Here is a 22,480-nt window from a genome sequence, read left to right on the forward strand (position 1 = left end):
GGACTCCTGTTCATGATCAATACTTCACCATTGTTGAATTACGTCAAAAGTAACCATGATATTCAAGCGATTAACCAATGGCGTACCGATGTAGAAAATCAATTACAGGAAAGTTTTGAACATGGGCAGCCCATTCGTGAAATCATTTTAGCGCGCTCTAATCTGATTGATGAAGCACTGCAATTTCTCTGGCAACATGCTGAGTTAGATCAAACCAATCTCGGTCTGTTTGCGGTCGGGGGCTACGGTCGCCATGAAATGCTGCCATATTCAGATGTCGACATTATGATTTTGTCGGAAGATGAAATTACGGCAGATCAAGAGAAACTGATTTCCACTTTTATTTCTTCACTTTGGGATGTAGGGAATTTTAAACCCGGCATCAGTGTGCGCAGCATTCGCCAATGTGTCGAAGAAGCCACCAATGATCTCACTGTTGCCACCACCCTCATTGAAGCACGTCTAATTATCGGCTATGAACATCTCGCACGTTGGCCTCGTCGTATCGTTTCACAAACATGGACCGATAAAACTTTCTATGATGCGAAAATGGAAGAGCAACACCGCCGTTACGCACAGCACAACAATACTGAAAGTAATTTAGAACCCGACATTAAAAATGCTCCGGGCGGTATCCGTGATATTAACCAAATTGGCTGGATTGCTAAACGCCATTTCCGAGTGAACCGTATTTATGATTTAGTCCATTTGGGCTTTATTTCTGAGTTTGAACTCGGTGTCTTGGAAGAAGCTGAAAGTTTCTTATGGGAAATTCGCCATCATTTACACCGTCTAACCAAACGTGACGAGAACCGTTTATTATTTGACTATCAGCGTGACATTGCTGGCATGTTTGGTTATGTACGTGAAGAAGATAAGTCACCCAACTACCCAATTGAACAATTCATGAAACGGTACTACCGTACTGCACAACAAGTTTCGACCCTAAATGAAATGTTGTTGGCGTATTTTAGTGAATCCGTCATTACCCCTCGACTGCCACAATATGAACGTCAAATTGTAGAAATTAATGATAATTTCAAACTGGTCGATGGCAAATTGGCAGTTCAGCACCATAAAATTTTCGCTGAAAAACCCAGTGCAATTTTAGAATTATTCTATTTGCTTGCGAACCGTCCAGAAATTGAAGGCATTCGCGCGCGCACCTTACGTCTACTCATACTAGCAGCGAAACGCATTGATCAAGCTTATCGCGATAATCCTGAACACCAGGCCTTGTTCATGGCGATTATTCGTTCGCCTTACCGCTTATATGACACCATGGTCGCGATGAAGCGTTATGGCGTTCTGGGTAACTATATTCCTGCTTTCGGACAAATTATGGGACTCATGCAATATGATTTGTTCCATATTTATACGGTCGATGCACACACTTTATTATTATTACGTAACTTAAATCGTTTTAAAGAACCTGAATTCGCCAAAGATTTCCCTGTCGTCAGTTCAGTATTCCAACGTTTAGCGCGACGTGACATCGTATTTTTAGCCGCCTTATTCCATGACATTGCTAAAGGACGTGGCGGTGACCATAGTGAACTCGGTGCAGAAGATGCGATTGAATTCTGCCGTGTACATGGGTTCACCGAACGTGAATGCAAACTGGTGGCTTGGCTGATTCACAACCACCTCCTCATGTCACTGACAGCACAGAAAAAAGATATTTCTGACCCCGATGTGGTGAAAGATTTCGCAGAAAAACTGGGTGATATGGAGCATTTAGACTATCTCTATACCCTCACTGTTGCCGATATTAATGCGACCAATCCAAAATTATGGAACTCATGGCGCGCATCCTTAATGCGCCAATTGTATACACATGCTCGCGACATTATTCGTACGGGTCTTGGTCGCCCCGTCGACTACCAAATGCTGATAGAAGACACCAAATTTGCAGCCAGTGAAATGCTGGTCAATGATTTTTCCTTGGCTGATGTTGAGAAAGTCTGGCAAGAGCTGGGGGATGAATATTTCATCAAAGAATCGGCTGATGAAATTGCTTGGCATACCCGCGCGATATTAGAACACGGTGAAAATCCTGCGCCTTTAGTGTTAATGCGTGCACACCGTATTTCTGCACAGGATGCAGTACAAATCTTTATTTATACACGCGACCAACCTAACTTATTTGCAACCACCGTGGCCATTTTAGATCGCATGAATCTGGATGTTCAGGATGCGCGAATTATTACCGCGACTACCGCATTTAGTTTGGATACCTATTTGGTTCTAGACCGTTTTGGCACCTTATTAACAGACCCTGAACGTGAGGCGACAGTGATTCACTCGCTCACCTCAGCACTCAGTCAATCTGATAAATATCCGGGATTAATGCAGCGCCGCATTCCACGTCAACTTCGCCATTTTGATATTGAAAATACCGTGGACGTGACCTTGAATGAAGCGTTACAGCAAAATATGGTTGAAATTTCCACACTTGACCATCCAGGATTACTTGCGAAAATTGGTGGTCTGTTTATGATGCAGGGTTTAGACATTCACTCTGCTAAAATTGCCACTTTAGGCGAACGCGCCGAAGATATCTTCTTTGTGACCAAAAAAGATGGCTCACCAATGACGGAAGAAGAAGCAGTATTATTTGCCAATCAACTGAAGTTAGCCTTGGATGAAGCCTCTAATCAGGTCTGTGGTCAACATTAATTTTTAACGTTCGGGTATTCGTTTCATGAACTCTAGTTTATCCCTATTGCATCCTTATCCATTTGAAAAGTTAAATAAACTTTTTAAGGATGTACAACCCGCAGATTTACCTTTGATTCCTCTTTCGATTGGAGAGCCAAAGCATCCTGCACCAGAGTTTGTGAAACAAGCGATTATTGATAATTTTCAGCATTTATCAACTTATCCAAATAGCAAAGGTCTGCCTGAGTTACGTCTGAGTATTGCCAACTGGTTAACACGTCGTTTTCATCTGAACCAAATAAATCCTGATCAAGAAATTTTGCCTGTTTCGGGTACACGTGAAGCGATTTTTTCATTTGTACAAGCACTGATTAACCGTGATGAAAAACCCTATGTCGTTATGCCAAACCCCTTTTATCAAATTTATGAAGGGGCAGCTTTACTGGCAGGTGCAGAACCTTATTTCATTAACTGTACTGAAGAAAATGGCTATTTAGGCGATTTTGATGCGGTTCCTGCGGAAGTCTGGGAAAAAACAGCACTCTTGTTTGTTTGTACACCAGGCAATCCTACAGGTGCGGTACTGTCTAAAGAACAATTTAAAAAACTGATTGCACTATCTGACCAATACGGTTTTGTGATTGCTTCAGATGAATGCTATTCAGAACTTTGGTTTGATCAAGCACCAACAGGACTGTTAGAAGTCTGTGCTGAAATTGGGCGTGATGACTATAAAAACTGCGTTGTGTTCCATTCATTGTCAAAGCGTTCAAACTTACCGGGTATGCGTTCTGGTTTTGTTGCTGGCGATGCAGCCTTACTAAAACCTTATTTGCAATATCGTACTTATCACGGTGCAGCAATGCCCGTTCAACATCAGTTGGCCTCTATTGCGGCATGGGATGATGAAGCGCACGTTGAAGAAAATCGCGTGCAGTACCGTGCCAAGTTTGATTTATTTCAAAATGAATTGGGACATCTGTTACCTTTACAAAAACCTGATGCTGGCTTTTATTATTGGCTTAAAGTAGATAATGATGAAACTTTTGCCAAAATGCTGATGGAAAAGGCCCATGTAAAAGTGCTCCCAGGGCGCTATTTATCGCGTGATACGACGACGGGTAACCCTGGTGAAAACCATGTGCGTATGGCTTTGGTAGCTGATATTGCACAATGTGAGCAAGCAATCGCCCGCTTAAAGAAGATTCTATAATCATCTTTTAGATCATAAAAAATCTATATCTTGAACTGCACCCCAAAAGTTGAACACGTCTTTGTTTAATTTAAAGGGTGCTTTTCTATGGCTAAATATTCTCAACAAATTAAGCTTAAAGTAGTTCAATACGATTTATCTGGATTTTAGAATCCAACACGAATACTTAAAAGCATGCATCTTACATCCAGTATTTTATGGCTCGCTACTTATTGACCAAACATGAATACGTAGAAGTGCTTATTTCATAGACTAGCCACAATAGCCTGTAGTTTAAATGATCAATCGATCAACTGACGTAAGACTTGGCTTGCTTGAGTAAATGCCTCGATTGAACTTACAAAATAAAATAACTTGGAGTCAGCTCGTCTAAACCAAGTTGGCACAGTCATAATTTTAAGGCTAATATGATCTTTTATCTCAAGGAATAGAAGATGAAGAATAAGCCTACCATTATTTTAGTCCACGGATTCTGGGGCGGAGCTGCCCACTGGTCTAAGGTTATTATCGATTTATTTGACCGAGGCTATACAGCATTGCGTGCTATTGAACTTCCCCTCACCTCATTAGCCGATGATGTTGAACGCACCCGAAAAATGATTGCTCAAGTGAAAGGAGATGTGCTTTTAGTCGGTCACTCTTATGGTGGTGCTGTTATTACCGAAGCTGGCAACCAACCCAATGTTGTAGGGCTGGTATATATTGCAGCTTTTGCGCCAGACACGGGTGAAAGCCCAGGCAGCATTACCCAACAGCATTTACCTGCCGGTGCACCAGATTTAGAGCCCGATAGCGATGGTTATCTTTGGATAAAAGTCGATAAATATTATGAAAACTTTTGTCAGGATTTAAGTCACAATGAAGGTCTGGTGATGGGCATCACTCAAAAAGCGCCTGTAGCGGGTACATTTGGCGATACGATTTCGACTCCTGCGTGGAAAACAAAACCCTCTTGGTATCAAATTTCGACCGAAGACCGCATGATTCATCCAGAAAATCAAACCATGATGTCTTCTCGTTTAAATGCTAAAAAGGTCATTTCTTTAAATGCCAGCCATGCATCTTTAGCATCTCAACCCAAGGCGATTGCTGATTTAATTGGTGAAGCGGCTACATTTCTTGCCCGTTAATGGTTTACATATTTGAAGAAAATTGAATTTTACTGCTGTGCCACAGTTTAATTTTAACGAGCTTACAAGAGATCTATGCCATGTAAAACCAAGCTTTGTATTGCTATTTTAAACAGTGCTTAAAACCAACTGAGGACATAATACATAGGAAGCATTTTTGGCAATTCATTAAAGAATTTAGGCAGACGATTTCATAAAAAGACTCTTATAAAGCATCAAGGGCATCTAAAAATGCCCTTGATTTGAAATTATCTATTTTTTTGGATAACGCACCATTTATAAGTTACATATACATCTACAGTTGTTTCAGTATCAAAATAGCAATAAACAAACTCTTAGTTAAATTCATCGTAACATAAAATAGATCTGTAGATTCATCGCTTAAAGCATTGCCAAAACAAAGGCAAACCCCAAAAAACAGCAGCCCGTGAGCCAATATAATGTCTTCGTATTCCTTTTTAAAAACAAACTCCAACCACTAAAATTGAATAATTTAAGCAGAAACAAATTCCAAAATAGCACAATACTCACCATCCAAAGACAGATCAAAAATAGCTGTTTAACGCTAAATTGGCTGTAGACCAATAAAATAAGGCTACTATAAAACATCACATTTTTCGGGTTCAGCAAACTAGATTGCAAACCTTGAACAAAACATAAAGCACCTGATGTTTTTGTTCGGGATTCATCATGATCTGTAACATGCTTGTTTTCATCATCACGATAACGAAAACATTGCAACGCCAAATAAAGCAAATAAGCGATCCCAAAATAGCTTAAGAGTTGTAATAAAATAGGATGAATTTGACCTAAGCCCCATAACAATACAAAGATCAACAGTAAAATCAGTGCATTTCCAATCACAATTCCAAATACGGTATACCGTGCTAATTTTGAACTATATTTCATAGAATGAATTAATATAAGAAAAAAATCAGGTCCTGGAGAAAGTAAAGCAATAAAATGCGTAACCGCAATAAAAAAGAATAACTCCATGACTAAGCTCGGCTCGAAAACTGAGATAAGCCTAAAAGTTACTTAAATTGAATTCTTGTATAAAATTGCGCGGTGGTGCTGCTTTTGATAAAACTTCGGCGTAGTGCCTGTTAACTGCTTAAACACACGTTGGAAATGACTTTGATCACTAAAACCCAATTGATAACTCATCTCAGCAATATCCTTCCCCTGCTTTAAGAGCTTTCTCGCCTGGTTAATTTTTAAATTCAGTTGATAGGCATGGGGGGTTAAGCCCAAATTCGTCTTAAATAAACGAATAATCGCATAACGGCTTAAGCCACTTTGCTCAGATAAATCTTGCAAGGAGAATAATGCTTCACTTGTACCTATTTCCCGCAGGAGCTGTTGAAACTCCTGCTGTGCATAGCGATTTATTACCAACGAGTCTAAGTGCAAATTCGGAAATAACAACGCTGTCAAAGTTTGAATCAGTAATTGTTCTTTTTGCGAATAAGATATTGAGTGATCAAATAAGTTTCTATTTAAATGAGAAAAATTTCGATAAAGTTGCTCAGATTTGTAGAGTTTGGACTGATATTGTGGAATCGCATCACAGCGAAAATCTTGTACAATTTCTTCTAGCAAATGCTTTAGCCACTGCATATCCAAATGCATCATTTGATAACTCCACGCCTGATTAGGTTCAGGGTTACAGGAATGCTCAACATGCGCAGGGATAAGAACTAGAGTTCCAGATTCTATGGGCTGTGTTCCCACAAAATGGCTATTAAATATACTTTTACCACCGTCTACTGCACCAATAGAGAAGCTCGGGTGGCTATGTGCCTTATAACAAGCGCGACTGTCACATGCCCTACGTGTTTCCACATAAGGCATATTCGGGTCACTCCAAAATTCGACCTGAATTTTAGAAGAACTGCGCTGCTTCATTCATTCTTTCAACATTACAATTATTTTTGCAGCGCCTTTTCAATTTCTTCTTCTAAGGCTTCAGGTTTTGTTGTTGGAGCAAAACGGTTTAAAACCATTCCATCTTTGCCAATTAAGAATTTAGTAAAATTCCATTTAATACCACTGCCTAAAAGACCTTTACTGTTATTGGTTAAATAACGAAAAATAGCATGGGCTTCAGGTCCTTTTACATCAACCTTGGCAAACATTGGAAAAGTCACCCCATAATTTTTCTGGCAAAAAGCCCCAATTTGGTCGTTTGAACCCGGATCTTGTCCTCCAAATTGATTACACGGAAAGCCAAGTACTTCTAACCCCTGTGGCTTATATTTCTCATATAATTTTTCTAAACCAGCAAATTGCGGCGTGAAACCACATTTACTTGCTGTATTTACAATTAATAAAACTTTACCTTCGTAATCGGTAAAAGCTTTATTTTTTCCATCTAACAACTCAGCTTCAAACTGATAAATGTTGGTCATGGATAGGTTTCCTCGTCATTTTTTTCTTGTGATTGTAGTTCTAATGAAGCCGAATTTACGCAATAACGTAATCCTGTCGGCTGCGGACCATCCTCAAAAACATGCCCTAAATGAGCGTCACAATGATGACAAACTATTTCAGTTCTTTCCATACCATGTGAACTATCTTGTAATTCATCAATTGCTCCTCCAACAATTGGCTTAAAAAAACTTGGCCAGCCACAACCACTGTCAAATTTCGTCGTAGACGAAAACAACGGTGTACCACAGCAACGACACACGTAAGTTCCTTCTTGCTTGGTATTCCAATATTTCCCCGTAAAAGCAGGCTCTGTTCCCTTTTGTCGAGTTATACGAAATTCTTCTGGTGATAACTCTCTTTGCCATTCTCGGTCTGTTTTACTGAGTTTTCCCATGATTATTTCCCTTTCTATCTTGCTGTTTAAAATAAGATAATCTTATATTTACGTGATTCATCTTAAAATTTCTAGTCTTTACTTAACAATTTACAAAAGACTTATAATTTCAATAAAAGCAAAAAGTAAGCAAATACTCAAAATCTAGTAAGCATTTTTATTAATCCAATGCTTTTTTGTGAGCAAAATTGGTGCTATTCTTGTGTTCATGCTTACTCAGGATTAAAAAATGTCGCAGAAAAAAAGCGTTATTTTTAAACATCTACTGCCTGTGATTAAAGAATATCAACAGGCGGGATTTACGCATGAAAAAATTGTTGCTTTACTCAGAGATGAACATGATCTCGATTTGGTAACAACTGAAACATTTAAAAGTTATTTATATCGTTATGCAAAAGTGACCTCCACTCTTTCCGAGAACATCAAAATGCCGAACACTACCCAAACTCCACGCGAAATAAAAAAATCGTCTAAGCTCGAGCATGTATGCTACGACATCCGTGGACCAGTGTTACGAGCGGCCATCGAGATGGAAGAAGCTGGTCATAAAATTATTAAACTGAATATTGGCAACCCTGCTCCCTTTGGCTTTGAAGCCCCACAAGAAATTATTAATGATGTCGCATTAAACTTGCCAAATGCAGTAGGTTATACCGACTCAAAAGGAATTTTCCCTGCACGTAAAGCCATTTGCCAGTATTACCAGCAAAAAGGCATCTTCGATATGCACGTCAATGATGTGTATATCGGCAATGGTGTGTCTGAACTCATTGTGATGGCGATGCAAGGTTTATTGGATGATGGCGATGAAATGCTGGTGCCGATGCCAGATTATCCGCTGTGGACGGCAGCAGTGAACTTATCGGGTGGTACTGCAATTCACTATAAATGTGATGAAGAAAATTTCTGGTACCCAGACATCGCGGATATGGAAAGTAAAATCACATCAAATACCCGTGGTATCGTGATTATTAACCCAAACAATCCAACGGGTGCGGTATATCCACGTCATGTCTTAGAGCAAATTGTCGCTTTAGCGAAGAAATACGACCTGATTTTATTTGCTGATGAAATCTACGACAAAATTATCTATGACGGTATCGAACATGTTTCCGTGGCTGCATTAGCAGGCGATCAACTGTGTATCTCATTCAACGGATTATCTAAAGCTTACCGTATTGCAGGCTATCGTTCAGGTTGGATGGCCATTACGGGTGATAAATCACGCGCAATGGATTACATCGAAGGGTTAGACATGCTTGCGTCTATGCGTCTGTGTGCCAACCATCAAGCACAATACGCGATTCAAACTGCGTTAGGTGGCTACCAGTCGATTAATGATTTAATCCGTCCGGGTGGTCGTTTATACGAACAACGTAATATCGCATGGCAAATGCTGAATGAGATTCCAGGTGTGTCGTGTGTCAAACCTGAAGGTGCAATGTATTGCTTCCCTAAACTTGATCCAAATGTGTACCCAATTCAAGATGATGAGAAACTCATGCTTGATTTACTACGTGCAGAGAAAGTTTTATTGGTTCAAGGCACTGGTTTTAACTGGCCAACACCCGACCATTTCCGCGTCGTATTCTTGCCTGCTGAAAATGAACTGCGTGAAGCCATTACCCGAGTTGGGCGTTTCTTAGCAAAGTTGCGTTAATTCTAAGAGTTTAAAAAAGCCGCATTTTGATGCGGCTTTTTTACCTTTATCCAAACCCATGATTTATTAATTACAACGTTGGAATAGTGAGCCTAACGCATTCAATGCTAAACTTGATGCCAAGTGATAAAGAGCGAATGACATGACTTATCAAGTCCATATCATTGATGTAAAAAATCAATTACAAAACTATATCTGGTTACTTGAACACACCGAAACTCAGGAAGTGATTGCCGTAGACCCAACCGAAGCACAATTGGTTGAAGATTATTGTCAAGAACACCAATTACACCTGAAGCAAATTTGGCTTACGCATTGGCATAAAGACCATATCGGTGGCGTTCATGGTTTATTGGTCAATCGCAATATCCCTATTTATGGCCCTCGCGATGAACTGAGCAAAATTCCGTTTATTACCCACCCACTCGCGGATGGTGACCATTTTAATTTTCATGACATCCGCATAGATGTGATTGCCGTTCCTGGACACACCTTAGGCCATATTGTCTATTTTAGTGATGCGCTTGATCTGGTTTTTTGTGGGGACACTTTATTTGCAATGGGCTGTGGTCGGGTATTTGAAGGAACTTTTGAACAGATGTATCATTCTTTGAATCGTTTGGCGGCATTACCTCCTCAGACTCAGGTATATTGCACTCATGAATATACCCTCTCCAACGCCAAATTTGCGCTACATGTAGAACCCCATAATCTAGAAATTCAGCAACGCTTTGAACAAGTTGAGGCATTGCGGATGGTAGGTCAACCGACCCTCCCTAGTAATATTGCACTTGAACTCGAAACCAATCCTTTTTTAAGAGCACAGAGTGTCGAAGAGTTTCAAAAATTACGTGAATTAAAAGATAACTTTTAATTTTTAGGTTTAACAAAAATCCCTAGTTCTGGGGATAGAGCAAGTAGCAAAATCACGGTTTAATAAAGACACAAAAGCAATAAAATACAACGATAAAACTGAAAGATTTCGTTTATTTTCAATAATTATAATAACAACTGAAAATAAACATGACTCTCTAATTTTTTGCATTAACCACACGGGCAATGTGGGCAAAAAATTAGAGAGTCTTTCAATGTATAATCCCAATTTTTTTAATTATAGGTATTTATTTAATTTACATCCCAAATAAAAAAAGCCCAGAGAAAGGTCACTCTAGGCATTGGAAACTTGCTGTATCTTGAGTAAACACAAGACCATCTAAAATTCTGAAACTTATACTACATCAGAAGGATTGAACATCCTAGCCATTTTCATCAATATATTTGAAGATTACACTTTATTGAGCAATTAAAGACCATGTATAACATAGACTTAAATTAAATTTATAATCAAATATTATTGGACAAATGTACTTTAACTTAAGCAAAAATCAACTTGGAATTTTATCTAATGAACGGCATTTTAAACTTAAGTTACCTCGTGCAATATCAGACAACATACGCCAATCAGAAATAAAGCTATAAAATGGTTGTTTAAAAGATGCTGGCTTATTCTTTTCATATAGAAAATGCCCAACCCATGCACATGCATAACCTGGCACCAAACCATACAGGACATATTTAGGTTTACGATGACGAATTGCTTTCGCTATCCAATACGCGCCAATAGTACTGCCTAAAACATGTAGACGTCGGCTAGTAATATTACGGTGCTCGGTTAAATAAAAACGATAAAATTCATTATAATTTCGAATCGGCAATTGTGGCGCTTGAACCTGCTCCAAATCTCCATTTACGTGAATAGTTGCGTTCATCTTTAAATCATCCTGATTGCTTTGAATTATGGTTTTTGATTTCGCACCAATATCATTGTGCTTTACTTTAAATTGGTCAATTACTTTTTTGCTCCGGCTCAAGCTTAAAAATGGGCAAAAATAATTTGAATATTGCTAGTTCAGAATCAATCTGAAACCTCAGATCAAGTCTCAGACTCCTATAGAAACTATTTATAGATTGATTGGATGCCATTTCTCAGCGCTCCACACTTAGAATGAATTAACTGCCGATAATTTCACTCATAAGCGCGTACAGCATAGAATTTTTCAGCTAGAATTTAATATTAAAGAGTCGCATCAGTTTTAGCAAAAACTGAACAAGACCTTCCCCTTTTTTTGAACCATAATCTAAGGCAAATTTATGATTGAAGTTGAATTAAAATTTCAAATTCCTACAGCAAAAAGAACAACGCTACTAAAAGCCTTAGACCCAAAAAAATCAAACCTGATTCATCTGCAAGCCAAATACTTCGACACGCCAGATAAACGACTTTCACAACATGGCGCTGCCCTACGGTTGCGCCTTGAGGGTGAGCACTGGGTTCAAACCTTAAAAACGGCTGGAAAAAGCCATTTGCACCGTTTCGAGCACAATCATGATTTCGGTGTTTCTGAACATGCCCCTGCTTTAGATTTAACGATTTATGAACATGAACCTGAAGCACAAGCCATTTTGAAAAACGCTTTGGGTGATCAGCTTGATTCATTAAAATTACAATTTGAATCTGATATTCAGCGTACCTATCGGGTGATTCACTTCGAAGATGCAGAAATTGAAGTCAGCCTCGATATTGGCCGCTTAACCACTGAAACAGAAGAAAGAGAAGTGCATGAAGTTGAGTTTGAGCTGAAACAAGGCTCTATTCAGTCTTTACTTGCCTTTAGTTTTGAATGGGTTAAAAAATATCAACTTTGGTTAGATGTGCGTAGTAAAGCTGAAATGGGACATCTACTCTCGATTCAGCAACCCGTTAGCCCTGCTCAACAAAGCAAAACATTTCAATTAGTCAAAAAAGACAGTGCCGACAGCAATGTCCGCTCGCTTATCGCGCAACAATTACAGCACTTACTTCCAAATATTGCAGCTATCTCTGCTGGTGTTGCAGAAAAAGAGCATCTTGAACAAGCGTATTTGGCTTTGGATCATCTCTATTTAACTTCTGCCTTATTTAAAACGTGGAGCAAGGACGTTTCAGATAAATGGGCTTATCAGTTGGCGGCTTTTAAACATCATTTTGAAAATTTACAGCAGCTTGAGCACATGCAAAGTACTTTGGGCGCATTACTTCAAAACCCAACAACTGTAGCTAGCCTAACCCAAGATATTTTATACGCACAAGAAAAGCTGAATAATTTGGTGCGCTCAACACTCAATGTCCATCACTTTTTAGAGCTTTTAATGTTTAGCTTGCAAAGCAGCACGGCTACGCAAGAGCTGGACTTAAAAGCTTATGCACAAAACACCTTACAACAGCAATATAAACAGATCCACGAGCAGCTTTTAGAAACTGAAGTCACAAAATTTGAAAGCCTTGAGCAACTTTCGCAACGTATTCGTGAACTCAAATTTAGCTTCCCTATACTCACCTCAATTTATGATGTAAAAAACCTGCAAAAATATAGCAAGGCATTAAATGAAGCGCATCAAGCCGCCGAAGAATACTTAACGCTCAGTTCATCTGCTGCCTATATTCAGCAAACCGAATTAGAGGCAAGTGACTGGTTTGTTTTAGGTTGGTTAACGGCCAAACAAGAAGTGTATGCTCAAGCACTTTTAGATGCGACTGAACAATTTATGGTGAGTCGTAAATTTCTTAAATTTTAAATTTACCCATTTTAAATTCAGAGATATATCCACGAGTAATTTTGTGGATATATTCATTTTAGCTTTTTGAAAGCCGAAATAACCTCTTCTACATTTTGTACTAGACATCTTCAACTACTTTAGCCAAGATATAAAAATGAGCTTCATTAAAATAATTTAAAAACTCCTGTGCGAGGGCTAGAACATGTCAGAAATTGAACTTAAATTTCAAATTCCAGTCGCTTTTCAAGACATGATTTACCAAGATTTTTGTGCATCCAATGTACATAAGCAACGCCTAATCGCGCATTATTACGACACTCCAGATTTTCAATTGGCTCAACAGTCAATTGCACTGCGGTTACGTTTGGAGCAAGGTCACTGGATTCAAACCTTAAAATACAAAACCGAGCGACACATTGAACGTTTTGAGTTTGAATCTGACTTGGGTAAAAAAAAGCAGCCTAAACTCAATTTAAACCTGTATCAGGACCACTTTGATGAACTTCCGAGTTTATTCACCACTCCTGATGCTGCTCAAAATTTTCAAATTAAATTTTCGACCGATGTCGAACGAATCTCCAAAATACTGTTGTTTAATCAATCTGAAATTGAAGTTTGCCTCGACATCGGCCATTTGGTTTTTCAAAATGAAAAATTAAGAATATTTGAAATTGAATTTGAACTCATCCAAGGTTCAATTCATGACTTAATTCGCTGTATAGAACCATGGATGAATAAATATCAGCTTTGGCTGGATACGCGCAGCAAATCGCAACGAGGAGATTTGCATCTACAACACCATGATGTGTTATTACCCGAGTATGCCGAACCGATTCTTTTAGATCAGGAGATGACCGCTAATCATGCCGTACAGACCATCTTAAATAACACCTTTAAGCATTTCTTGCCCAATGCCACTGCCCTCGCGAGTGGGTCATATAATAGCGAACATGTACATCAAGCACGTGTCTCAATACGGCGTATGCGTAGTGCTTTAAAAAGTTATACCAACTTAGTAGATAATGTCTCTCCACACTGGGCAGCTCAGCTCCGTGTTATTTTTCAATCTTTAGGTCATGCACGAGATACCGATGCCATTCGTGAAACTTTACTCCCACAACTGCAACAGGCAGGTTGTACACATTTAGACCTTCCTACAGCAGAGAACTTTCATAATCAAGTCATGTGGATTTTCCAATCCGTAGAAACCAATCAATTGATACTGGAACTTATGGACTACATGACATCTGAACCGAATCTTAAAAATAAAAAGAAAAGACCATTTCTAAAATATGCAGAAAAAAACTTAAATAGAACCCATCAGCGCATTGCAGATGACATTGGACATTTTTCGCAACTAGAAGATGAAGAAAAACACCAACTGCGCAAACGCTTTAAACACTTACGTTACAACATTGAATTTGTGCGTAGTCTGTACCGTAATAAAGCCGTTAAGCACTATTTACAAGCCATTAAACCCATTCAAGAGATTTTAGGACAATATAATGACCTCTTGGTTGCCGAGCAATTCTTCCATGAACTGCCCGAAAATGAAGAGATCACCTGTGCCATACACTGGCTTAAACAGCAGGAAAAACAACAACTCAAACACATTGATAAACAGTTGAAAGCATTTAAAAAAATCAAACCGTTCTGGTCTTAACACCAACTTAACGGTATTTTCCAAAGACTTTCCAGACCTCATTGTCTGCAAGCGGATCACTATAACTATCACTACGTTGCTTACGTGGCTTATCCCGTGCATCGACCAATTTAAAGTGCTCTTCCGTGCTTAATATAATGCCATTTACATAAAATCGGGTCCGTGTATATTCACTTTGCCCATGCTGAAATACATAGGTTCTTAGATCAATGAATTCTCGGTGTGCCACCAATGCTGCCTGTTCATCGCTATTTAGCCAAGCTTGCATAGCAGCAACCTGCTCTGCGGAATATTCACCGCATTTATCTAATAGACTGGCGATTCCCCTAAAAGTCTTTGATTCTTTCGCTCGCGTTTTATTAATCCGAATTCGGTCTACATGGAAATAAAACAAAGGTAAATTAAGATGACTGGGTAAGTGAATAGCATCCACGACCTCATCACTTAAAAAAGGTTGGCTCAACAGTTGCGCCCGCTCAATTAAGTCTTGCCATTGTTGATAATAGTGTGCGACATCCTCTGCCGAACCATAATAAATGGGTAATCCTTCGACATTTGCCAAAGATTGAGGTGGCCAAATTTGTTGGCGCAAAAGTGCAATATCATGTTTAAGATTTTGAATTGCAATAGCATCTGACATAACACGTTCCAATTTTAATAATGCTTAGGCTATTTTTAGATTAAGTCAAAGGTTTTGTTTCTGCAAGGCTTTGCCTATAATGCAGAATGAAATTTTAGCTAGGAACAGTCATGGTTCAAAAGATTGACGCTACTGATGTCACCGAAGAAGAAGCTTTGAATGCTGCTTTTTTTGAACGTGCAGATGAATTTATTAAACATGCCAATGAATTTTGTCGCCCAGCCAAAGGACAACAAGTCAAACCCAATGAAATTCGTGGTCAAGTCAGCGCTTCTATGCTGTTTGCAACGGCACGTTTCAATACTTGGGTTGCAGCGAATAACTTCAAAGATGGCAATGAAATGCGTGATGCCAAAGAACAAGTGATGTCTTATGTCATGCAACAATTCCAAATGATGTTAGAAGACAACTATGACGAATACTGTGAACAGTTCGAGAACTATTTACGTTTCCGTCATAATGAAGAGTTCCATGCCAATAAGCATGATCATGACCATTAATTCGATGGTGTAATAAAAAAGCCCTCAGCTTAGACTCAGGGCTTTTTTATTGCTTAAACTTTACGATCCCAAACGATCTTTTTTATTACGTTATCGACAATGGTGACGGTGTAATAGGTATTTCCCACCAAATACACATAGTCTGATGCAGTAAGCTGCTTCCTTCCTTCTTTCCACTCGTAATTCCGCACCGAGATTGGCGATTGCTGCATATTTTGCACCAACTGAATATAGCTATCGCCAAGCGATACCAATTGCCCATTTTCAGTACGGATGGTACGTGTTTCAGTCGCTGCTGTAGCGTAAGAAGTACCGATTGCAAATATAAAAAGAAGATAACCAGAAATTTTTAGAATTTTCTTCATATAGATAGACTCAATCAACATGATATTTTCGTTATTAAGAAGTAATATAAAATTTTGTTTATTTTTATCATCTGTTTAATTTAACTTCAAGTTTTAAAATAAAAAGCCACAAGATTGTGACTTTTTATTAAAACATTCAAGATTCTGATAACTCAGAAAAATTAAGGCTTAGCCTGCCCATATTGGTCTGCCATCACTTCAACCAATTGATCAAGATGAATGTATTTTTTGATGGCTTGGTCTACATCTGCTTTGGTCAAGTTTGCAATCGCTTGATCACGTTTTTTACGGAACAATAAATCGCGGTTTCGTTCTAATTGCGAAGTCAGCAGTTGATGAATATTACGCTCATCTTCCAAAGCCGTTACGCGGTTTTTTAGAATATCGGCTTTTGCTGCCTCTAGCTCTTGTTCTGTAACACCATGATCTAGCAATTCTTGTAGAACTTTATGCACTGATTGAGACACTTGCTCAGCTTTACCCGCGGTGTAATTGGCACTAATACTCAGCGCACCTGAGTTCACCCAATCATCTAACTGAATTTCACTGCCAAAGCCATATACCAAAGCATTCTTCTCGCGCAATTCCTGAGCTAAACGTGAAGAGAGCTGCGAATCTCCAAGAATATAACTAAAGACCAACATGGCTGCTGCATCAGGATGATCCTCACCTAATGGGAAAGTAAGTAAACTTTGATAACTACCAAATTCACGTTGTTCCGATAACACATGCTTCTTCTGCGCTTTATACGGCGTATATTCAGATGTGAGTTGCGCATAAGCTTGATCCCCTTTCCAATTGCCAAACTGTTTTTTTACTGTACGCAACATTTTCTTGTCATCAAACTCCCCTGTAATGGCAATTTGTGCATGATTCATGGCAAAGTATTGTTGATACAGTTGCTTCACCTGCTCATTGGTCGAGGCTTGGAATTGCTTCTTGGCATATTCAGGTTCGAAGTGATAACGCAAATCTCCTTGCGGATAAATTTCAATTAAACGTGCAATCGTCAGCGCAGCAACGGTTTCAGGTTCTGTATAGGGGCGGTTTAAGCTCGATAATGTTTGCGATTTAATTAAATCAAACTGTGACTGTTCAAACTTCGGGTTCTTCATGACTTCTACAATATAATTAAAGAAGTCTTCAAATTTTTCTTTTTTCGCCACAATCTGAATGGTCATACCGTTGCCATTAGACGATGCTGTTGCAGATCCACCTGCATCAATCGATTTATCGGCAATGTCTTGCAAACTGTATTTATCTGAAGCACGGAGCAGCAAATAGGATGTGAAATCAATAATTTCACTTTTGTTCATTAACGCTTGTGCTGTACCAAACTCAACATTAATGGTGGCATAGGTTTTATTGTCTCGAGTGGCAACAGGATAAAGTGCATATTTCATCCCATTTTTAAATTCGCCCCGTTGAATATTCTTCTCGTTCTTTTCCAAATATTGTTGTGAGCTTGCAACGTATTGTGTCACTTCCTGCTTATACACACTCACATCTTTGAGCGGCTCTGGTGCTTGAATCTGCTGAGCAATAGTTTTACTTGGGGCTTTTGCCTGCTGCTGTTGCATGGCTTTTTTCTGATCTTCTGGCGTAGGCTCAATATCCCCAGAAATACGGTGTTCTTTGACCAAGAATTGTTTTAAGGTCTGATTCACTTCATTCAGACTAAGGTTCTGAATATTATTGAGATCGACATAGTATTGATCCCAACGTCCCTGACTCGCCACAAAATAATCCGCCAGACGTGAGCCCAATGCGGCTGAATTACTTTGAATGCTGTCCGCCTGATTTTGAATGAGACTTTTCACACGCTTTAATTCAGTTTCATTAAAATCTTGCGTTTTTTCTACCCCTTGATCGAGCGCCTGATCGACTTGCTCGGCATTATGATTCGGTGCATACATTGCGCCCATAAACACCAAATTAAAATCACGATCTAACCATGTGGTTGCCTGCACCATGGTACTGGTGCCCGTTTCCACCATACTTTGATACAAATGCCCGCTCGGCTGCATGGTATACAACAATGGAGATAAAGCTAAAGCGGGTTTAATCTGCTCATTTTTACCATTTAAGTAAATATTGAACTTGGCTAAATCACTGCCCTTCGCGACTTTAAATTCACGTTGTTTAATTTTACTTGCATCAAGCTGTGGCACTTGAACCTGAGCAGGAATCTGGCGTGCTGGAATTGCACTAAACTGTTGATCAATCTGTTTAAGGACTTGTGACTGATCAAATTTCCCAGCAATGACCATTACTGCATTATTCGGTGCATACCACGTGCGATAGAACTGATTCAGTTCATTCATTTTGATGGACTGCAATTCTTTTAAATCACCAATGGGTAAACGTCCTAAATACTGGTTTCCATAAGCCGATTTCCACATCTGATCCATCAACACGGCAAAAGGTTGATCTAAACGAACTTCACGCTCACGTTTCACAATGGCAATTTCAGAAGGGACAAACTTCTCTTGCAGTACCAATTTATCCATCCGCTCCGCTTCTAAATGCAGAATTTCGTTTAAAGCTGTTTGTTCTGGACGGACAACGTTTATATAGCGAGTCGAATAATAGTCGGTACTGGCATTGGTCATTAAGGTGTATTGATCCAATCTGCGCTGGAATTCTTCACCTTTAACATTTTGCGTCCCTTTAAATGCAAGATGTTCCAATAAATGTGCTAATCCCCCTTTACCTTGCGGATCATTCAAGGATCCTGTTAGATAAATGGTGCTCATATAGACTTTATTTTCTTTATCATTCGGCGCCAAAATGACCCGAAAACCGTTATCTAATTTATATTCTTCAATTTGATGATCTGATTTGACCAAAACAGGCTGTGCCCAAGCAGCCGAACTTAAACCAACAAAAAACAGAGAGAAAGTAAGTTTTTTCAACCGCATTAACATGTTAATTCCAATATATTCAGTCATATAAATATTTTATAAGCTGACTATCTTACGGAATAGAAATAGGGATTTATAGTGAAGTTTTGCAAAGCAACGCTCAGTTTTGAGCGTTGCTTTGTTCAAATATATTTAATCTAAAAATAATTCTGCTTGCATATAGAGTTTGCCATAGCCTGAAATTTCGATACGGTCTTGATCTAAAACCTTACAATACAATTCGCCACCTCGCACAGAGGCTTGATACGCAATCAACTCCGTTTTGTTTAATCGTTCTGCCCACAACGGCGCTATGGCAGTGTGAATAGAACCTGTGACTGGATCTTCATCGATGCCTATTGCAGGGGCAAAATAACGTGACACACAATCGTATTCTGCATTTGAAGCAGTAATGGCAACATCTACACTTGAACTGTGTGCGGTAATAGCGGTACGTAAAGCACCCAATTGTTTTAACAGTTCTAAGTTTGGTTGCTCATCCAAAACGTCTTGCACACTTTCATACTCAACAATAAACGCCTGTTGATTCAAATACACATTTTTAAATGGCTTGCTGAGTGCCTGAATTAAAAGTTCAGGGTAATCTTCTACTTTTTCTGCACGGCGGATTGGAAAATTCATACAAATTTTGCCATCGTCCGCCTGACTCACAACAAAAACACCCAATTTTTTCACATGAAAATGAATGATCTGAGCTTGGGTATAATCTTTAAACAACACAAAACTGCTGGCTAAAGTTGCATGCCCACAAAAATCAACTTCCGCGGTAGGTGTAAACCAACGAATTTCAAAATGTTCGGCATCAATCTTTTTTACAAAAGCAGTTTCAGACAGGTTATTTTCCAAAGCAATATTTTGCATGAGTGCTTCATCTAACCATTGCTCAGTCACAATCACTGCCGCAGGATTACCCTTAAATAATGCATTGCTAAAAGCATCGACTTGATACATTTTCATAATTTTTCTCCATTGTTTCATGGTTATTATGCCGTTACAGTCAAACAATAACAGATACAAATTTATTTGATTTATGGGTACAGTTTTTCATCGCGCAAAAAAAGAAAGCCAATATTTAAAAATACTGACTTTCAATTTTACAACTGAACAAAGAATTTAATTTTCGGTTAAATCAACATTTTCTTGTTTAAAAATGGTTTGATCGGTTTGCCCCAAGACTTGACTGGTGACCATACCCGCAGTCATTGAACCATTCACATTCAAAGCCGTACGTCCCATATCAATTAATGGTTCAATCGAAATGAGTAGCGCCACTAAAGTCACGGGTAAGCCCAACATCGGCAACACAATTAAAGCAGCGAAGGTTGCACCACCACCCACACCTGCAACACCAACAGAACTTAGCGTTACGACACAGACTAAAGTCAGAATCCAGATTGGATCTAGAGGGTTAATCCCGACGGTTGGTGCCACCATCACCGCCAACATGGCAGGATATAAACCCGCGCAGCCATTTTGACCAATGGTCGTCCCAAAAGAGGCTGAGAAGCTGGCAATCGACTCAGGCACACCCAATCTACGCGTTTGTGCCTCAATATTTAGTGGAATACTGGCTGCACTAGAACGACTGGTAAATGCAAAAGTTAATACAGGCCAAACCTTTTTAAAGAATTGAACTGGATTGACACCCGTCAGCAACAAAATGATTGCATGCACGGCAAACATAAGGCCTAAACCAATATAAGATGCGACAAGGAATCCACCCAAGTTCAGAATGTCCGCCAACTTCGAATTCGCCACAATATTGGTCATTAAGGCAAATACACCATACGGCGTAAGGGTCATAATTAAGCGAACTAATTTCATCACCCATGCTTGCATAATTTCAATTGCAGCAAGCAGTTTTTGCCCTTTCTCAGCATCCGCCTTGATTAAGTTTAAGCCTGCCATACCAAGGAATACTGCAAAGATCACGACACTAATAATTGAAGTCGGATGCGCGCCAGTCAGTTCAGCAAAAGGGTTACTCGGAATGAACGATAAAAATAGATCTGGAACTTGTAAATCTGTCACTTGTCCAACATAGTCGGTTTGAATCGCATTCAGACGCTCAGTTTCTTGAGTACCTTGCACCAAACCTGCCGCAGTGAGTCCAAAGGCATTTGTCACCACCACACCGACAATAGCAGCGATCGCTGTTGTAACTAAAAGCGTACCGATACTAATAAAACTGATTTTGCCAAGTGAACCTGCATCATGCAGTTTAATCACCGCACCTAAAATGGAAACGAAGACCAACGGCATGACCACCATTTGCAGCAGTTTGACATAGCCTTTACCCACCAAGTTAAACCATTGCACCGACTCTTGCAGCACCGTTGAACCTGTGCCATATACCACGTGCAAGAGTAAACCGAACACTACCCCCAAGCAAAGACCAGCAAGCACCTTTTTGGCAAGGCTCCAATGGGTATGACGTGTCCGACTTAATAAGAACAGCAATGCCACAAACAGGATGACATTGATGATTAAGGGCATATTCATGTTTTTTCCCTAAATAATGTAATCCCTATTATAAATCAAAATTCAATTCGACTTTTGGCTTTACCTGTACAGACTCACCAAGTGTTCAAATTTAGACTACTCCTGCAACATTCAGAGTTATGATATGTCCGAGAAAATAATGTTATTGAATCTAAATATGGCTGAGCTGTTAAATCCACACATTCAACCTGTCGAACTGGCAAAGGCGTATCGTTTACTCAATCATGGCCCAACCGTATTGGTTTCTGCACAACATGAGCAAGAAGCCAATGTTATGACTGCTGCATGGGCATGTGCTCTAGAGTTGGTTCCAGCCAAAGTATCTGTCGTACTGGATAAAAGCACCAAAACTCGAAAATTAATTGAAGGTTCTGGTTATTTTGCGCTACAAGTTCCAACCTTGAAGCAAATTGAGTTGGTACAAGCCTTAGGTTCTATCAGCCAGTTTGATGATCCAGCTAAACTTGAGCATTGTCATACTCCACTTTTTCACTTTGAGGGTTTTAACTTACCTGTGGTGGAAGGTTGTGCCGCTTGGTTGATATGCGAGTTAATTCCTGAACCTCATAATCAGCAAGCGCATGATCTGTTTATAGGGAAAGTGGTTGCAGCCTATGCAGATAATCGCGTGTTTCGTGATGGACATTGGTATTACCATGAAGCTGACCCATCGTGGAAAAGTGTGCACCATGTTGCAGGAGGTCATTACTACACCATTGGTGATGCTGTTGATGCCAACAAAATTAAGACTTTAATCTTCCCTAACCTTGAATGATGCTCGACTAAAGGTGAAACGTC

The 22,480-nt window shown here is 39.4% G+C and carries 19 protein-coding genes; 9 read left to right on the forward strand and 10 right to left on the reverse strand.

Annotated elements, in window-relative coordinates:
* The first annotated feature begins 12 nt into the window (after positions 1-12).
* The 3 genes from glnD to E0H87_RS11855 all read left to right on the forward strand — a co-directional run bounded on the left by glnD (position 13) and on the right by E0H87_RS11855 (position 5,004).
* Entirely contained in the window at positions 13-2,679 is a 2,667-nt protein-coding gene (gene glnD, locus E0H87_RS11845) for a [protein-PII] uridylyltransferase (RefSeq protein WP_131323791.1), read from the forward strand.
* A gap of 25 nt (positions 2,680-2,704) precedes the next feature.
* Positions 2,705-3,874: a succinyldiaminopimelate transaminase gene (dapC, locus tag E0H87_RS11850; RefSeq protein WP_131323792.1), complete on the forward strand. Its 1,170-nt coding sequence runs from the start codon at positions 2,705-2,707 to the stop codon at positions 3,872-3,874.
* Between the two features lie 434 nt (positions 3,875-4,308).
* On the forward strand, positions 4,309-5,004 hold the full coding sequence (locus E0H87_RS11855; RefSeq protein WP_131323793.1) for an alpha/beta hydrolase: 696 nt from the start codon (positions 4,309-4,311) through the stop codon (positions 5,002-5,004).
* A 381-nt stretch (positions 5,005-5,385) separates the two neighbouring features.
* On the opposite strand, the gene E0H87_RS11860 is transcribed toward E0H87_RS11855, so the two are convergent.
* Genes E0H87_RS11860 through msrB form a run of 4 tightly spaced genes read right to left on the reverse strand, consistent with a single transcriptional unit; the run spans position 5,386 to position 7,831 of the window.
* Positions 5,386-6,000, reverse strand: a complete 615-nt coding sequence (locus tag E0H87_RS11860) for a LysE family translocator (RefSeq protein ID WP_131323794.1) — start codon at positions 5,998-6,000, stop codon at positions 5,386-5,388.
* Between the two features lie 42 nt (positions 6,001-6,042).
* Positions 6,043-6,912 (reverse strand): AraC family transcriptional regulator, encoded by an 870-nt coding sequence (locus tag E0H87_RS11865; protein ID WP_205677754.1) that lies wholly within the window; start codon positions 6,910-6,912, stop codon positions 6,043-6,045.
* A gap of 20 nt (positions 6,913-6,932) precedes the next feature.
* Positions 6,933-7,415, reverse strand: coding sequence for a glutathione peroxidase (locus E0H87_RS11870; protein WP_131323795.1), 483 nt, complete (start codon positions 7,413-7,415; stop codon positions 6,933-6,935).
* The gene (gene msrB, locus E0H87_RS11875) at positions 7,412-7,831 is read right to left on the reverse strand and encodes a peptide-methionine (R)-S-oxide reductase MsrB (protein WP_116762589.1); all 420 of its coding nucleotides are present in this window, start codon (positions 7,829-7,831) and stop codon (positions 7,412-7,414) included. The genes E0H87_RS11870 and msrB overlap by 4 nt, the downstream gene beginning before the upstream one ends.
* Before the next feature lie 229 nt (positions 7,832-8,060).
* On the opposite strand from msrB, the gene E0H87_RS11880 reads away from it, so the two are divergent.
* On the forward strand, positions 8,061-9,491 hold the full coding sequence (locus E0H87_RS11880; RefSeq protein ID WP_131323796.1) for a pyridoxal phosphate-dependent aminotransferase: 1,431 nt from the start codon (positions 8,061-8,063) through the stop codon (positions 9,489-9,491).
* A 142-nt stretch (positions 9,492-9,633) separates the two neighbouring features.
* On the forward strand, positions 9,634-10,365 hold the full coding sequence (gloB, locus tag E0H87_RS11885) for a hydroxyacylglutathione hydrolase (protein ID WP_131323797.1): 732 nt from the start codon (positions 9,634-9,636) through the stop codon (positions 10,363-10,365).
* Between the two features lie 511 nt (positions 10,366-10,876).
* Here gloB and E0H87_RS11890 read toward each other — a convergent pair.
* Complete coding sequence (locus E0H87_RS11890; RefSeq protein WP_131323798.1) at positions 10,877-11,260, reverse strand: DUF962 domain-containing protein; 384 nt, start codon at positions 11,258-11,260, stop codon at positions 10,877-10,879.
* Positions 11,261-11,642: 382 nt separating this feature from the next.
* Here E0H87_RS11890 and E0H87_RS11895 point away from each other — a divergent pair, with 382 nt between their 5' ends.
* Positions 11,643-13,106, forward strand: a complete 1,464-nt coding sequence (locus tag E0H87_RS11895; RefSeq protein WP_131323799.1) for an inorganic triphosphatase — start codon at positions 11,643-11,645, stop codon at positions 13,104-13,106.
* Positions 13,107-13,290: 184 nt separating this feature from the next.
* Positions 13,291-14,751 (forward strand): CHAD domain-containing protein, encoded by a 1,461-nt coding sequence (locus tag E0H87_RS11900; RefSeq protein ID WP_131323800.1) that lies wholly within the window; start codon positions 13,291-13,293, stop codon positions 14,749-14,751.
* A 7-nt stretch (positions 14,752-14,758) separates the two neighbouring features.
* Here the strand turns inward: E0H87_RS11900 and E0H87_RS11905 are convergent, their stop codons facing one another.
* Complete coding sequence (locus E0H87_RS11905) at positions 14,759-15,391, reverse strand: hypothetical protein (RefSeq protein WP_131323801.1); 633 nt, start codon at positions 15,389-15,391, stop codon at positions 14,759-14,761.
* A 110-nt stretch (positions 15,392-15,501) separates the two neighbouring features.
* Here E0H87_RS11905 and E0H87_RS11910 point away from each other — a divergent pair, with 110 nt between their 5' ends.
* On the forward strand, positions 15,502-15,891 hold the full coding sequence (locus E0H87_RS11910; protein ID WP_116762576.1) for a DUF3144 domain-containing protein: 390 nt from the start codon (positions 15,502-15,504) through the stop codon (positions 15,889-15,891).
* Between the two features lie 53 nt (positions 15,892-15,944).
* Here the strand turns inward: E0H87_RS11910 and E0H87_RS11915 are convergent, their stop codons facing one another.
* From E0H87_RS11915 to E0H87_RS11930, 4 genes are all read right to left on the reverse strand, one after another.
* Positions 15,945-16,277, reverse strand: a complete 333-nt coding sequence (locus E0H87_RS11915; RefSeq protein WP_227547358.1) for a hypothetical protein — start codon at positions 16,275-16,277, stop codon at positions 15,945-15,947.
* 140 nt (positions 16,278-16,417) lie between these two features.
* Positions 16,418-19,183 carry a M16 family metallopeptidase gene (locus tag E0H87_RS11920; RefSeq protein WP_131323802.1) on the reverse strand — a complete coding sequence of 922 codons (2,766 nt, stop codon included), beginning with the start codon at positions 19,181-19,183 and terminating at the stop codon, positions 16,418-16,420.
* 129 nt (positions 19,184-19,312) lie between these two features.
* On the reverse strand, positions 19,313-20,137 hold the full coding sequence (locus E0H87_RS11925) for a PhzF family phenazine biosynthesis protein (RefSeq protein WP_131323803.1): 825 nt from the start codon (positions 20,135-20,137) through the stop codon (positions 19,313-19,315).
* Between the two features lie 156 nt (positions 20,138-20,293).
* Positions 20,294-21,682, reverse strand: coding sequence for an L-cystine transporter (locus E0H87_RS11930; protein WP_131323804.1), 1,389 nt, complete (start codon positions 21,680-21,682; stop codon positions 20,294-20,296).
* A gap of 157 nt (positions 21,683-21,839) precedes the next feature.
* Here E0H87_RS11930 and E0H87_RS11935 point away from each other — a divergent pair, with 157 nt between their 5' ends.
* A complete protein-coding gene (locus tag E0H87_RS11935) occupies positions 21,840-22,457 on the forward strand; it encodes a flavin reductase family protein (RefSeq protein ID WP_131323805.1) in 618 nt (205 codons plus the stop codon).
* Positions 22,458-22,480 lie beyond the last annotated feature (23 nt).

This window comes from Acinetobacter sp. ANC 4178 (genome assembly GCF_004331175.1).
Taxonomy (GTDB): domain Bacteria; phylum Pseudomonadota; class Gammaproteobacteria; order Pseudomonadales; family Moraxellaceae; genus Acinetobacter.

What these genes read in the sequence shown, in the direction of transcription:
- glnD (WP_131323791.1), top strand. Translation starts at nt 13, where the DNA reads ATGATCAATACTTCACCATTGTTGAATTACGTCAAAAGTAACCATGAT.
- dapC (WP_131323792.1), top strand. Translation starts at nt 2,705, where the DNA reads ATGAACTCTAGTTTATCCCTATTGCATCCTTATCCATTTGAAAAGTTA.
- E0H87_RS11855 (WP_131323793.1), top strand. Translation starts at nt 4,309, where the DNA reads ATGAAGAATAAGCCTACCATTATTTTAGTCCACGGATTCTGGGGCGGA.
- E0H87_RS11860 (WP_131323794.1), bottom strand. Translation starts at nt 6,000, where the DNA reads ATGGAGTTATTCTTTTTTATTGCGGTTACGCATTTTATTGCTTTACTT.
- E0H87_RS11865 (WP_205677754.1), bottom strand. Translation starts at nt 6,912, where the DNA reads ATGAAGCAGCGCAGTTCTTCTAAAATTCAGGTCGAATTTTGGAGTGAC.
- E0H87_RS11870 (WP_131323795.1), bottom strand. Translation starts at nt 7,415, where the DNA reads ATGACCAACATTTATCAGTTTGAAGCTGAGTTGTTAGATGGAAAAAAT.
- msrB (WP_116762589.1), bottom strand. Translation starts at nt 7,831, where the DNA reads ATGGGAAAACTCAGTAAAACAGACCGAGAATGGCAAAGAGAGTTATCA.
- E0H87_RS11880 (WP_131323796.1), top strand. Translation starts at nt 8,061, where the DNA reads ATGTCGCAGAAAAAAAGCGTTATTTTTAAACATCTACTGCCTGTGATT.
- gloB (WP_131323797.1), top strand. Translation starts at nt 9,634, where the DNA reads ATGACTTATCAAGTCCATATCATTGATGTAAAAAATCAATTACAAAAC.
- E0H87_RS11890 (WP_131323798.1), bottom strand. Translation starts at nt 11,260, where the DNA reads ATGAACGCAACTATTCACGTAAATGGAGATTTGGAGCAGGTTCAAGCG.
- E0H87_RS11895 (WP_131323799.1), top strand. Translation starts at nt 11,643, where the DNA reads ATGATTGAAGTTGAATTAAAATTTCAAATTCCTACAGCAAAAAGAACA.
- E0H87_RS11900 (WP_131323800.1), top strand. Translation starts at nt 13,291, where the DNA reads ATGTCAGAAATTGAACTTAAATTTCAAATTCCAGTCGCTTTTCAAGAC.
- E0H87_RS11905 (WP_131323801.1), bottom strand. Translation starts at nt 15,391, where the DNA reads ATGTCAGATGCTATTGCAATTCAAAATCTTAAACATGATATTGCACTT.
- E0H87_RS11910 (WP_116762576.1), top strand. Translation starts at nt 15,502, where the DNA reads ATGGTTCAAAAGATTGACGCTACTGATGTCACCGAAGAAGAAGCTTTG.
- E0H87_RS11915 (WP_227547358.1), bottom strand. Translation starts at nt 16,277, where the DNA reads ATGTTGATTGAGTCTATCTATATGAAGAAAATTCTAAAAATTTCTGGT.
- E0H87_RS11920 (WP_131323802.1), bottom strand. Translation starts at nt 19,183, where the DNA reads ATGTTAATGCGGTTGAAAAAACTTACTTTCTCTCTGTTTTTTGTTGGT.
- E0H87_RS11925 (WP_131323803.1), bottom strand. Translation starts at nt 20,137, where the DNA reads ATGAAAATGTATCAAGTCGATGCTTTTAGCAATGCATTATTTAAGGGT.
- E0H87_RS11930 (WP_131323804.1), bottom strand. Translation starts at nt 21,682, where the DNA reads ATGAATATGCCCTTAATCATCAATGTCATCCTGTTTGTGGCATTGCTG.
- E0H87_RS11935 (WP_131323805.1), top strand. Translation starts at nt 21,840, where the DNA reads ATGGCTGAGCTGTTAAATCCACACATTCAACCTGTCGAACTGGCAAAG.